This is a genomic window from Ignavibacteriota bacterium (genome assembly GCA_019637995.1).
GTDB lineage: Bacteria > Bacteroidota > Ignavibacteria > Kapaibacteriales > UBA2268 > JANJTB01.
The window spans coordinates 173,579-188,461 of the sequence record JAHBUQ010000002.1; the positions used below are offsets into that span (position 1 = coordinate 173,579).

Genomic DNA, 14,883 nt, shown 5'->3' on the forward strand with positions numbered 1-14,883 from the left:
AGATATTTATTTTTAATATTTATGATTTAAATTTTTTGAAAAAAATATATTTAGTTAAATTCGTAATTGTAATTTTGTCAATTTTGAAATAAATCATTATGAAATATATATTTATTACTTTATTTTTATGTGTCGGACTCAATTTATATTCTCAGACATGGGAATTTCTTGAAAAACCTGAAATTTTAAAAAATGGTAAAGGTTATTCAACCCATGACCAGACTTTTGGAATTATCGAAGATGGGAGTGGCAATTTATATCACACAGGTTATTTTGAGGGAGAAATCCAATTTGGCAACAGTAATTTATCTTCCGTTGGTAACCGAGATTTGTATATAGCCAAAATAAACAAGTCCGGCGGGTGGGACTGGGCAGTATCTGCAGGAGGAGCTTCAACTGATTTCAGCCGAAGTATTGCTGCTGATAATAACGGGAATTTATTTATAACCGGATATTACTTCGGAACTTGCATATTTGGTAGTCATAGCCTTACAGCGCAAAACAATTCTGATATTTTTGTAGCAAAATTAAGCCCTGCAGGTGTATGGCTTTGGGCAAGGACAGCTTCCGGCGGCGGCTTTAACCGTGGAAATTCTATCACCTGTGATAATGTCGGAAATGCATATATAACAGGCAGCTTTGAATCTTCAGTTTCTTTCGGAAGCATCTCAATAAGTTCATTCGGCTCACGAGATATTTTTGCAGCAAAAATCAACTCATCGGGTAATTGGATTTGGGCAAAAAAAGCCGGTGGGACAGGTTCTGAAGATGGAGTGAGCATCAAATACAGTTCTAATGATAATTTTGTTGCAGTCACAGGATTTTACTCGTCAAATTCAGCTTTTGGACAGATTAATCTTGCAGCATCAGGCGGCAGAGATATATTTGTCTCCAGAATAGATACAAGCGGCAACTGGGTTTGGGCAAAATCAGCCGCATCCTCAGGAGCAGAAGAAGCAAAGGCTCTTACAGTAGACAATTCAGGAAATATACTCATTACCGGATATTATTCATCAGCTCTGACAATTGGGCTTGACAATCTTCCAGCCGGACAGGGTAGAGATATTTTTGTGGCTAAATTGAATAAAAGCGGTGACTGGCTTTGGGCAAGATATGCCACTGGGGCAGATACTGACGAAGCTAATGCAATAGGTGTTGATAATAGTGGGAATGCATATATAACCGGTTCATTTTATTCAGATTTAACTATTAATAATAACACTTTGAATGCAAGTTCTGACAGAAATTTATTCGTTGCCAGAATAAGCTCCTCAGGCTCATGGGTTTGGGGAAGAGCAGCTACCGGAAGCTCTACGGTTGATGGCAACGGAATATCAGTAATGTCAAACGGTGTATCATACATAGCGGGAGCATATTTTGAAAATGCTACTTTCGGCTCAACAACTCTTACTTCAAAAGGCGATTCTGATATACTTATTGCCTCAATTTCCGCTACGGGTAACTGGAATTGGGCACACTCAAATGCCGGTCTGACTGGAATAGTTACAGGTGATGGAGTCGCTGTGGACTCCTCAGGCAGTATAATTTATGTTGGCTCATTCTATGGAGATGTCAAATTTGGAAATACTACTCTATCTTCAAATGGCGGCAAGGATATCTATGTTGCAAAATATACTCCTCAAACCGGATGGAATTGGGCAAAATCTTTTGGAGGTACTTCTGATGATGTTGCAAACTCAGTATGTACAGATGCTGCAAATAATATTTACATAACCGGAAATTTTTTAAATTCCATAAGTTTCGGTAGCAATAACCACAATTCAAATGGTTTTAATGATATATATATAGTAAAATTATCCGAAACCGGAAATGTAATTTGGTCTCAAACTACAGGAGATAACGAATTTGATGAAGGGGTGGCTATAATAAATAAAGGTGATAAAATCTATCTGACCGGAACTTACTCAAGACGGCCTTATTTTGGTGCTACAAGACTTAATGCAAGAGGCAATGAAGAGATATTTATTACTAAAATGGATACTTCAGGAACTTACTTATGGGCGATTTCAGCCGGAGGTGGTCAGTTTGACTATCCAAGGGATATATTTGTTGATAAATTTGATAATGTATTACTTACAGGGGGCTTTGAAACTACTTGCTATTTTGATAATATCACAGTATCAAGTAATGGCGGTGATGATATTTTTGCCGCAAAAGCTGACTCTGAAGGTATTTGGAAATGGGCTGTGAGAGCCGGAACAACAAACTTTCAGGAATCCGGCTGGGGTATAACCTCAGATGAATTTGGAAATGTGTATTTCGTATCATCATTCCGGGCGCTTTGCCTTTTTGGCTCAGAATATATTTTACACAAAGGTCAAAGTGATTTTGCTTTATCCAAGCTTGATTCAAATGGTAACTGGATTTGGAGTAAAGGTTATGGTGATCAGGGGGTGGATATTGCCTATAATTTGAATTATTTCAATGGCAGATTAACAATGTCAGGTGCAGTTTCTTCCACATTTATGATTGGTAGTCAGCAATTTAAAGCTTATGGCACCAGAAACGGTTTCCTTGCTTCATTCGATAGTGAAGGTGAAATACTTTGGGCACGTTCAGACGAGGGATTAGGCTATTCTGAGTTTCGCAAATTAGTAGTTGATAATAATAATTCAGCACATTTGATTGGGAATTATATGACAAGTGCTCAAATTGGAAATTTTTCAGTTTCTGAGTCAAATAGCGTTGATAAAAATGCACTCTTTACAACCAACGGCTTTTCACTTCCAAAGCCGGAGTGGACTTTCAGAGACAGCACCGGTAAAAGTGCTGTAGTATCAATTCCTAAGATTATAAATCCAAAAGTTAACGGAAGAAATCTTGCAGCCGGAGATGCCGTTGGATTGTTTTATATGAGAAATAATAATTTTTATTGTGCCGGTATGGAATATTGGAAAGGTGAAGACCTTAACATAACCATCTGGGGTAATGACACTGATACTCCGATAAAAGATGGTTTTGATGATAATGAAACATTGAATCTATTAGTTTGGGATGCTTTAAAAGCCGAAGAAATTTTGACAAAAGTACGTCTTGAATCTGGACCTGATAAGTTCAATAAAGATAGTACCACTGTTATTTTGCAGCTCCCTATTGTCTATGACACTTTGAAAATAAGTCTGAACCAGGGCTGGAATATGATATCATCATTCTGCTATCCAAGAGAAAAGTTACTTGACAGCATTTTTGTAAATATTAAAAACAGTATAACAATTGCCAAATCTTCAAGTGGCAGTACATATCTTCCGCTTTTTAATATAAATACAATCGGCAACTGGAATATCAAAGAAGGTTATCAGGTATTTGCAAATCAAAATACCGAATTGATTGTTGAAGGTGACTTCATTGAGCCTGAAGACAATGCTTATAATCTGAATGCAGGCTGGACAATTATTTCATATTTACGAAAAACACCAATGAATGCAGCTACTGCTTTTCAATCATTGGCTGAATCCGGCAAACTTGTGATTGTCAAATCAAACGAAGGCGGCAACTACTTGCCTATGTTCCAAATAAATACAATCGGAAATTTACAACCGGGCAAAGCTTACCAGATTTATCTTAATGCATCTGCAGAGTTTACCTATCCTGCCAATGACTAATATTTATGTTTAATCATTTTGAAATAATCTGCAAGTGCAATACCGGTATAAGAGTTTTTGACCTTGCAGATTTGTTCGGGTGTTCCTGTTGCAACAACAGTACCTCCGTTTTCGCCTGCTTCAGGACCTAAGTCTATTATATAATCAGCTGAGGCAACTATACTCAGATTATGTTCAATAATAATGATTGAGTTTCCTTTAGCAGCAAGTCTATCGAAACAATTTATCAACTTTGATATATCATCAAGATGCAAGCCTGTTGTCGGCTCATCAAAAATGAACAATGTATGTCCTTCATAAGATGAATCAAGGCTACCTGCAAGCTTAATCCTTTGAGATTCGCCGCCTGAAAGCATTGTCGAAGGTTGTCCGAGCTTGAGATACCCAAGCCCGACATCCTGAAGAGTAAGAAGTTTACGGGCAATTTTTGGTTTATCTTCAAAAAACTTAATTGCTTCATCAACAGTCATATCCAGTACATCTACTATACTTTTACCATTATAAAGTATATTTTGTACTTCCTTTTTGTATCTTGTACCACGGCATGATTCACATTCCAAAGCAACATCAGGTAAAAATTGCATCTCGACAGTAACAATACCTTCACCTTCACATGCTTCACATCTGCCGCCTGCTACATTAAACGAGAAATGTCCGGGACGCCAGCCTAATTGTTTAGATGCCTGAGTAGAAGAGAATAATTCACGTATGAAATCAAAAGATTTTGAATATGTTGCCGGTGTTGAGCGAGAAGATTTTCCTATTGAAGACTGGTCAACTATTTCGATATTCTCAATTTGTTCATATCCAAGAATGCCTTCAAATTTAGCATTTTTGAGATTATAGGAGCCGATATTTCGTTTGATGTTGTTATAAATTACATCATGGACTAATGTGCTTTTTCCGGAACCCGAAACTCCTGTAACACAAACAATACACTCTAATGGAATTTCCAAATCCTCAATTTTGAGATTATTATCACGAGCTTTAGGAATTACCAGCTTTTTATCTGTGAGTTTTCTCCTTTTTTCCGGCAATGGAACTTTCTTGCGATTAGAAAGATACTGACCTGTTAGCGACCTTTCGGATTTCAGGACATCTTTAAAAACACCTTCGAAAACTATTTCACCACCGTCACTCCCTGCATCAGGACCCATATCAATCAAATAATCTGCAAACCTGATTATGTCAGGGTCGTGCTCTACAACAAGGACAGTATTTCCTAAATTACGAATTTTAAATAATATATTCAAAAGTCTTCCTGTATCACGTGGGTGCATTCCTATACTTGGCTCATCAAGCACATAAAGAGTGCCGACAAGAGAAGAACCAAGAGCTGTGGAAAGCGATATCCTCTGAGATTCACCACCGGAAAGAGTATGCGAAAGTCTCGCTAAGTTAATATAATCGAGACCAATTTCAACAAGAAGTTTGCAACGCCATTTCAACTCATTGAGAACCTGACCTGCAACTGTAGTTTCGTATTCATTCAATTCCAATTTTTCAAAATATTCAAGTAATTTCTCAAAAGGTAAATTTATGAGCTGAGGTATATTCTGATTTCCAACAAATACCTGCCTGGCAGAGGTTCTTATCCTTGAGCCGTTGCACGCTTTGCATTTTGTATAACCTCTGTATCTGCTCATTAAAATTCTGTATTGCATTTTGTGACTATTCTCTTCGAGCATTTTAAAAAATTCATGCAATCCGATATAATCACCATGCCCATTCCAGATAAAATTCAATTCATCATCAGTAAAATTATAAACGGGCTTATTAATGTCAATGTTGCACTTTATTGCGGTTCTGAGTAAATCCCTCATAAATTTGGACATAGCCTCACCTTTGAACGGATGGATTGCTGCCTGACTAAGACTTTTGCCCATATCGGGTATCACAAGGCTTTCATCAATGCCGACTGTGCGACCAAATCCCTGACACTTAGGGCAGGCGCCATGAGGATTGTTAAATGAGAAAAGTTTGGGGTCTGGCTCCTCATATACTATTCCGCAATCCGTACATTCATAAGCAGTACTAAAAAGCCGCTGTTTGTTGCTTGTAAGATTGATTACAATACACTTGCCTGACGACATTTTAAATGCAGATTCGACTGAATCAGTTAATCTTGTCAATATTTCGTCATCAGTTTTAAGGACTAATCTATCAACAACAACAGCACCTGATGATGCATCTATTTCTTTAAGTAATTCGACTTCTTCGTATGAGAAAACTATTTTCGATTTCAAATTTATATACCTGAAATAACCTGCTTCCTTGTATAATTCGATATAGGATTTTAAATCACGGGCATTCTCGGGAAATGGAAAAGCAAGGTAAATTCTGTCGTTTTCCTCATTTTTCATAATTTGTTCAACTACGAACTGCGGGGTGTCTCGCCTTACTTCAGCACCGCAATTATAACAAACTGTCCTGCCGATCCTACCGAACAATAATCTTAAATAATCATATATTTCTGTCGTTGTTCCGACTGTTGAGCGTGGGTTGCGGGTTTGGACATTTTGCTGAATAGCTATTGCCGGCGGTATCCCCGAAATTGACTCTGCATCAGGTTTGTGCATTCTTTCGAGAAATTGTCGGGCATAAGAAGATAATGACTCAACAAAACGCCTCTGACCTTCTGCGTATATGGTATCAAATGCCAAAGTTGATTTTCCCGAACCTGATACTCCTGAAACTACAGTCAACTTATTTCTTGGAATGTCAACATCAATATTTTTCAAATTATGAAGCTTTGCACCCCTGATGCTGATATACTTTTTACTATCTTTTAAATTAGAATTTTTCACTTTAATTTTTCAATTTGATTCAATTTTGCTAAACAATAATTAATAAATCTATTTTTCCCACACATTATCACTTATTCCGGAGAGGTGATTCTCATATCTGGCAGCTGTGAACAGATAATCAGAAAGTCGGTTGATGAAAATTATTACAAAAGGACCTATATTTTCAAGCTCCGAAAGTCTGACAATCAGTCTTTCTGCACGGCGGCATACTGTTCGCGCCTGATGTAGAAAAGATGCTGACTGACTGCCTCCCGGAAGAATAAAACTCTTAAGCGGCGGGAGCTTATCAGTATATTCATCAATCAAGTTTTCAAGATAAGCGATGCTTTCCGGCGAAAGTCTTGTAACCTCAAATTTTGGGGGTGGATTCAGTGGTGTGGCAAGGTCACTTCCCAAAGTAAACAGCGTATTGGATATAATTTTCAAAGCGTCTGAAATTTCAATGTGAGCTGTAAATGTCCGGGCAAGACCTATAATCGAATTTAGCTCGTCAACTGTGCCATAAGACTCAACTCTTATATCATATTTTGATACCCGAACACCATTGAATAATCCTGTAGTGCCGTCATCACCCGTTTTTGTATAGATTTTCATATTTTAAAAAATGATAGTTTTTGTTTATAATTTAAGTTTAACTATTAGTAAACTGATATTCAATATTATTATTTTATTTAATAATGATAATTTATTAGATTAAAATAATTTGATGTTATTAATAATAAATCAAAGGTATTGGCAATGTATTTATCATTTTCAATCCACTAAATATGAACTGAATATGAAAAAAAAACAAATTTTGTTCATAATTAAAATTTTGCTTGCACAAGTCAAAAAGTGTATTTATTTTTGTAGAGTGTAATTTGTACTATTATTAATGAGGTAACAATCTCAATCAAATAGCTGTCATAAAAAAGCAGAAAAAGTGTTGTAAGATTGACCGTAGCTTTTATGTGTTTTAGGTGTTTACTTGCGATGAGGGAATAATATTTTAGTGGGTATAAACATTATTACCAATAACGCTTAATTTCGGATATACAATCCGAAAATCATATACCCGAAATTTCAGCATTTTTCGTATGGTAGAAATTTTCACTTCTGCCAAACCACAACAAAGCAAAAATACGAAAAATTGTTGAGATACGAAAAAAAAATAATTTTTTGTATAATTAATTTATTAGGTGTATCCTATGAAAAAAACAAGTGTTTTACTTTTGCTCTTATTAGTGGTTATGTTTGCACATAATTCGATTCTCTCAGAAACCGCCGAACCAGAGGAGTGCTGGGTTCATGTAAAAATAGATCCGGAAAAGAATGCTCCAGGCGTAATGGAATGGAATGCTAATTTATCTGCTTGTGATGACGTTGGGCTTAATTGTGAAATGATCAAATGTGATGATTATTGTAAAGGAGAATTATTGCAAATTACGGGCGGTTTCTCCCTTAAGCTAAAATTAGACAATGTTCAAATTAATGTAAAAGATAGTTACGGCATTTGGTCAATATTTAATCGTTCTGGATCTAATTATCTATTCAATAATAAGCATTATATTATCATTGATAATTGCCCTGCTTATCCTAATTTGAATAATTTATCATTCGATTTGGATGGATTATGTACTGACAGCCAGGGTTATTATACAATTTTCATACCTTCTGGTTCATATTAATCATTTAATAGGTATCCATATTGTAATGGTATGGATACCTGATAAATTAGGATGTAAAATGGCTTTATCAAATATATTAAAAATAATTACTTTCTATTTAATTATTATAATAATCTGTTTCGTTAAAATAAATAGTGAACCAACTGATTTTTGCACTTTAAAGAAAGGTGATAAGGTCAAATTATTAAATAATTCAAATAATAGAAATGTAGTTTATATTTTTACAGATATAAATTCTTGTTTTAGTTGTTATGAAAGCATAAAATATATTGAAATTGTTTCTATCAAAAATGACTTTACGGCAATTGTGGTTCTTGATGGATTAAATAAATCAGAAGCAGAGAATTTAAAAAAAGAAAATGGCTGGGATATTGATGTGATAGGAGATGAAACAGGTTTGTATCACTCTTATTATAAAATCAGTCTTAAACCATCTATTCTTGGGCTTAGCAAAGATGGCTTAGTGATAGAATGCGGTAATTTGAATAATACAGTTTTCAAAAGAATTTTATTAGGTTTCAAAGAAGTAGATGAGGCTATAAATAAGAACGATTCTTCAAATAGATTCGTAGAAGTTTTTAGAATGGCAATAAAAGATGACAACAAAAATATTACTTCTAATGGCATTCATGTTGATGTGATATTCAATACAGCAAAAAAAGAATATTATTTAAGAAACTTGAGGAAACCTTCACTTTTAATTGTAAATTCTGATGGTCAAGTAATAAAAAAGATCAATGAAGAAAGGCTAAAATCAGAGAAAATATACTATTCTAATGAATCATTATCATGGGTTGTAAAAGACTCTATTCTTTCTTTTGTAAATGTTGTTTTTGACTTCAATAAAATTGCATATTTTTACGATGTAGTTAATGATACTATAATATATTCAGTCAAATTTGAGAATCCTGAATTTGAAGAAAAAACAAAAACGGGTCCGATTATTAAATTTAATAACATATTAAATTCATTTATGAGTTATGTTAAAATAAAAAATGCAAATAATATAATATTAGATTCTTCATACAATTGTATATTTGTATTTGATAGGAATGGAAAACATATTAATTCTTTTGATGCCCCTGATGAAATATACCGAAGATATAGAGTTTCAACTTGGTTTTATGAGAAATTTGATTTCAATCACAAATCGAATAATTTCATAAGTTTGCAACAGTTTTCAAATAAGATAAAATTCTGGGATAAAAATTTAAATTTAGTAGGTGCCATTGATTTTAATTTTGGTGATACCTACAGAATAATTAATGACCATTTGCCTGATTTAATTGGAAAAGAAAATCATACAAAAAATGTTGGAAATGTTACTAGAACAAGTTCGCTTATGATTGATGAAAATACGAATGAAATATTAGTCTGTTATTATAATGAAACATTTCCAGAAGGTGAAACAGATCCATTCTCAGATAACGTCATCATTGATAAAAATGTATTAATTTTAGACGAGAATGGAAATTGGAAATATAATTCACCTTACAAAACAAATGGATCATTCATACCATTTCATTTTGGGGATAGCCTGATTTACGGCACTGAAATCAATGAAAAAAAACATCTTGAAATTGTGTGTTATAGGATTAAATGAATTGGTATAGCAAACAAATTATCTGCCGATATTTAAGGCAATTTATGAGAAAAATAGCATTATTCATAATTATGATTTTTATAGAATCATCCAGCATTTTTTCAACTGAAAATGTAATGAATTTATATTCTGACAACAAGATAAAAGATACAATACCTATTTTTGGTAAAACAGATAATATAATCCACGCTTATTTCTTTGTTGACCAAAATAGTTGCTTTACTTGTAATGAAACAATTAGAAACATATCAAATTATTTATCTAAAAAGTATAACTCAAAAAATGTACTGTTCTTAAATGCAAGCGAAAGTTTTGATACTCTACAATTCAGGAAAAGAAATAATTGGGAATATAGCTTAGTTCTAGATTTTATGGGTGCATTTAAAAAATTGTACAATATTAAACAATTTCCATTTATGTATCTTACTAATAATGATGGGAGAATAGAATATATGGGTATCCCCGGTAGTGGTAATTATTTTGATTTAGATACAATTTCCGTTATTGCTAATAAAATTATTAACTTACAAGAAGATAAATTTATTATAAATGGATTGAAATTATTAAATAAACAAGTTATAAGAAACCAAACATATAACACTATCGAAATACATGAACCATTTGCAGCTCACCAGTATTCTGATTCAAAGAATATCGTAATTTCAAGTATTGATAATAATAAACTTCATCTTGTAGATTCAAATTCAATTTTAATTAATGAGTTGCAATTAGACAAATTTGGTATAAATAGACATACATTAGTGCAGGGAAATCTAAAAAATGATGATGTTTATGTTTATACTATAAGCCCTGAATGCTCTGGAACAATCTATAAAATAGATTTAATAAACAATACATGTGATTCAATCCTAAAATGTAACCATTTACAAGAAGAAAATACTCTACCATACTTTTCTGTAAAAAAACTTAATGACTCGATGTTTTTAATTAATCAAATGCCATACAGTTATAATAAAGTAACATGTCAGGAACCAACTATAAGAGTATATAAAACGGGTAGTGGATATTTTTCAAAAAGTATTGGAAAATTGGATTCAACCTATGTGAAGTATTATCTAATCAATTATTTCGGTACTGAATTTTGTTTAGATATTCATAACAATATTTATGAATATCAAAATTTCACTGATTCAATTTTTTATTATGATTTAATTAATAATAAGAAAGATAGTTATCCTATTAGTTTTGACTCAACCTTTTATAAATATGATTGGAAATCTGAATTTGATAAAATTAATAATGATACCGATATTGAAATTGTGAAAACACTTAGATATAAGGTGTCTTCTTTAAAGTATAACAATGCTATGATTTATGACACCATAAATGATGATGTATATATATTTTATGGACATAATGTTCAGGATTCTGATATTCAAAAAATATTTATGAACAAATTCGATAGGTTTGGAATTAAGCCATCACAGCCTGATATCCAAATACCAAATGATTGCATAATAATTGGTATCAAAAATAGAATTATTAAAGTCCTCAGAACTATAGATGGTAACTCGTATCTTGTTGAATATATTTTAGAATAATTTAAAACGTTAGTTTTTATTTATAAGCTAACAAATTATCATAAAATAAATAATTAGTATTTATCATTTTTACTTCACTAAATTATGAACTGAATATGAAAAAAAAATTGTTCATAATTAAAATTTTGCTTGCACAAATCAAAAAGTGTATTTATTTTTGTAGAGTGTAATTTGTACTATTATTAATGAGGTAACAATCTCAATCAAATAGCTGACATAAAAAAGCAGAAAAAGTGTTGTAAGATTTGTTCTGAACCTTGCTGAAATATGGGTTCATATTTTACTGTATAGTTAAATGAGAGATTCAAAAAATTTAAATTTTGGAGCATAAATGTTTTATATATATTTTTTCTTAACTTCGTTATTCTCTAAATATGAAGTCATTCAATTACCGGACGAACATTTTAATAAGCAGTATAATATTGATTATTTGAAATTTAATAATGATTATTTTTATTATGATAAGGAAATCAATGATAATTGTATGATTTCAATGCATAATTTGAATAACTCTGAAAAGGAGTATTACTTGCATATGGATAAATCATTGACCAACACAAATTCTTGTTCAAAAGTAATAATATCTAATATAGTATCCGTTCAGGATTCAATTTACTTTGTTTTAGCCCGGAAGCTTCTAAAATACGTTTATAATAAACAATCTGATTTGTTCTTGTTTCAGGAGTTTACAGATTTGGATTTTTACTTTCAGAAAGGTATTCAATATTACGCCAATAAATTATATTTGCAATATCCATACTTAATCGGTGCTAAATGCGAATTCAATCCAAGATTCCCAGACCATAATTACTATTACTTTAAAGTTAATCTAAGTGATTACAAAGACAATAGTTTTAAAGACATAGCCTACCCCTCAAATTTTTACTGGACGCTATTTCAACCAAAATCAATTATTGATTTTGCTCAAGATGTCCAGCTTAGATCTGAATTATCTAACTATAAAATTGATATTTTTGATTTTAATAACAATTTGTTGACTACTTTAAGCAGAGAAATAGTGGATTGGGTTGGAGATTCTACAGACTTTGAGTTCGATGGCATAACTAATTTCAATTATTTTATCTCAGAAAAACACAGAATTATTTCTGAGATTAGTTTAGTTCATAAAGTAAATTTTATAAATCCTAATTTAATAATGGTTTGTTATTCAAAAGCTGATTCAAGTAAAAAATCAATTGAAAATCTTAACATTTTTTATGACTTTTGGAAACAGGAAGAAGGCTCATGGAATTTAGTAAAATCTGATATCCACAAAGAGGATATAGTTAAAAATAATGGAAAATTTGTTTATCAGCAGTATACAATAATTACAAATAATCTTTTTCATATTGATATTGATGAAGATGACGGTAGTTATAAAATTTTCAGGTTTGTTTATGATAATTAATATCATAATATCAATTCTACTTTTTTACTCTTCATTGTTCAACGAAAAGTATGATGAAGTCAGAATATCAGACTATGATAATGCCGTTTTTATTATAGTAGGTAATTTGTATTGTAGCGAATGCTTAGGTGAACTTTCTAAGAATAAGAAAATTTGGGAGAAAAATTTTATATCTATACTTATTACACCATCAGAAAAAGATAAAAAATCAATAATTTCAAGAATTAAATCATTCAGAAAATTATTTAAGTTTGATGATATAATATTTATAGAACAAAGCAGAAGGAATTTAGTACATAACATTACAATTGATGGTAACTTAATTGAGCATTCACCGGCAATAATAATAAGGAAGAACGGTCATAATAGTTTTATTGAGCATAAAGAATTATTCAAGAATGATACAATTGATTTAAGTCAAAAACTAATTAATATATTCAAGGAATTATAAAATGAAAAAAAACATTTTTTCTATCGAAACACCGGCAGTTATTAGTAGCAACATCATTTGGAATAAAAATCAAAAAAGCATCCGGAATTTAATATAATTTAGGATACAATATAATGTGTTCCTCTGCTTGTACGAGATTCCAAAGTAGCTGATGTTACAGCTATAGCAGTCTGCACACCGTTACGGAGTTGAATCATTTCCTTGGTCATCCGGGCTTTTTGATAGAAATTCTCCACTTCTGATTGCAGATGTCTTAATATTGTCGTAGCACGAAGCAATCTCTGTCTTGTACGCACCAATCCAACATAATTCCACATAGTATTTCTGATTGTCAGCCAGTCCTGACGAATCAATGCAGGGTCCATATATTCATCATAGCCATCCCATGGGTAAAGCTCCGGGAAGTAATCATCAACTTTGACGTGCTCAGCTGCTTCCTCACCGGCTTTTTGCCCCCAAACAATGCACTCGAGAAGTGATGTCGAAGCAAGTCTGTTTGCTCCGTGAACACCAGTACAGGACACTTCACCCACTGCATATAGTCTCTGAAGTGATGTTCTGCCTTTCAGGCTTACCCCTACACCACCGCAGGAATAATGAGCCGATGGTACAACAGGAATTGGTTCAATACTAATATCAGTACCATTTTGCAGACAATGCTTATAAATTGTGGGAAAGCGGTTTTTTATCCAATCTGAATTTTTAAAAGAAATATCCAAATAAACGCATGGGTGTTCAGTTTCGAGCATAGTCTGATGTATAGCCCTTGCAACTATGTCTCTCGGGGCAAGTGAACCAAGCTCGTGGATGGAATCCATAAATGGTTTGCCGCTATTGTCAATAAGTATTCCGCCCTCTCCTCGCACTGCTTCGGAAATCAAAAACCTATCCTTTTCTCCATAAAAAGTAGTTGGATGAAATTGTATATACTGCAAATTAAAGCATCTCGCACCTGCTCTCCATGCAAGTGCTATCCCATCACCGGTTGATTCAGCCGGATTTGTAGTGTGGAGATAAATTTGCCCAAGTCCACCTAAAGCCAAAATGGTTTCATTTGCTAAAACAGGAAAAACTTTACACTCGTCATTATCAATAACATAAGCTCCGAAGCAAGCCGGCTTTTCATATATATCAAGCGGATTGGCTGAATGGTGAGAAAGTGTAAGCAAATCAACTGCTGTATGATTGGTTATAACTTTAATATTTGGGTGCTTATCAACCTCTCTGGCGACAGCTTCATGAATTGATAAGCCTGTTTTATCCTTAGAATGTATTATCCTTGGCTCAGAGTGAGCTCCTTCAGCTGTTAGATGCACTTCGCCTGAATCATTTCTATCAAAATCAACTTTGCATCTTTCAAAAAGAAATTTTTCAATTAAACCGGGTCCATAGTTGCATAGCTGTTCAACGGCAACATCCCAACTGGTATGATCTCCCGCATTGATGATATCATCTTTAAGTTTTTCCGGAGAATCGTTGATACCTTTATAAATTATTCCGCCTTGTGCCCATGGGGTATTCCCTGACACTATACTTTTAGACTTACTTATCAACGTTACCTGCACTCCGCGGTCTGCTGCAGACAAGGCTGCAATACATCCGGAAAGACCACTACCGAGAACCAATACATCTGTTTTAATCATTTTAAAAAGCTATATTTATTTTTATTTGTTTCTGTTTAATTGCAAACTAACACAATATTAACGAAATAAAAAAATTATATTAACAAAAATCTCCTGATATATAAAAAAAATCCCGCCTA

General features: G+C 32.9%; 9 protein-coding genes. 6 read left to right on the top strand and 3 right to left on the bottom strand.

What is annotated here, in order from left to right; translation table 11 throughout:
- Positions 1-98 precede the first annotated feature (98 nt).
- A complete protein-coding gene (locus tag KF896_06765) occupies positions 99-3,623 on the top strand; it encodes an SBBP repeat-containing protein (GenBank protein MBX3043400.1) in 3,525 nt (1,174 codons plus the stop codon).
- On the opposite strand, the gene uvrA is transcribed toward KF896_06765, so the two are convergent.
- Positions 3,620-6,430, bottom strand: coding sequence for an excinuclease ABC subunit UvrA (uvrA, locus tag KF896_06770; protein ID MBX3043401.1), 2,811 nt, complete (start codon positions 6,428-6,430; stop codon positions 3,620-3,622). The genes KF896_06765 and uvrA overlap by 4 nt on opposite strands.
- Before the next feature lie 48 nt (positions 6,431-6,478).
- Positions 6,479-7,024 (bottom strand): cob(I)yrinic acid a,c-diamide adenosyltransferase, encoded by a 546-nt coding sequence (locus tag KF896_06775; protein ID MBX3043402.1) that lies wholly within the window; start codon positions 7,022-7,024, stop codon positions 6,479-6,481.
- A gap of 593 nt (positions 7,025-7,617) precedes the next feature.
- Here KF896_06775 and KF896_06780 point away from each other — a divergent pair.
- The 5 genes from KF896_06780 to KF896_06800 all read left to right on the top strand — a co-directional run bounded on the left by KF896_06780 (position 7,618) and on the right by KF896_06800 (position 13,121).
- Positions 7,618-8,097 (top strand): hypothetical protein, encoded by a 480-nt coding sequence (locus KF896_06780; GenBank protein ID MBX3043403.1) that lies wholly within the window; start codon positions 7,618-7,620, stop codon positions 8,095-8,097.
- Positions 8,098-8,155: 58 nt separating this feature from the next.
- Positions 8,156-9,700, top strand: coding sequence for a hypothetical protein (locus KF896_06785; GenBank protein MBX3043404.1), 1,545 nt, complete (start codon positions 8,156-8,158; stop codon positions 9,698-9,700).
- A 44-nt stretch (positions 9,701-9,744) separates the two neighbouring features.
- Positions 9,745-11,262, top strand: a complete 1,518-nt coding sequence (locus tag KF896_06790; protein MBX3043405.1) for a hypothetical protein — start codon at positions 9,745-9,747, stop codon at positions 11,260-11,262.
- A gap of 331 nt (positions 11,263-11,593) precedes the next feature.
- Positions 11,594-12,670, top strand: coding sequence for a hypothetical protein (locus KF896_06795; GenBank protein ID MBX3043406.1), 1,077 nt, complete (start codon positions 11,594-11,596; stop codon positions 12,668-12,670).
- Complete coding sequence (locus tag KF896_06800; GenBank protein ID MBX3043407.1) at positions 12,660-13,121, top strand: hypothetical protein; 462 nt, start codon at positions 12,660-12,662, stop codon at positions 13,119-13,121. Before KF896_06795 ends, KF896_06800 begins: the two co-directional genes overlap by 11 nt.
- Before the next feature lie 98 nt (positions 13,122-13,219).
- Here the strand turns inward: KF896_06800 and nadB are convergent, their stop codons facing one another.
- The gene (nadB, locus tag KF896_06805) at positions 13,220-14,764 is read right to left on the bottom strand and encodes an L-aspartate oxidase (GenBank protein ID MBX3043408.1); all 1,545 of its coding nucleotides are present in this window, start codon (positions 14,762-14,764) and stop codon (positions 13,220-13,222) included.
- Positions 14,765-14,883 lie beyond the last annotated feature (119 nt).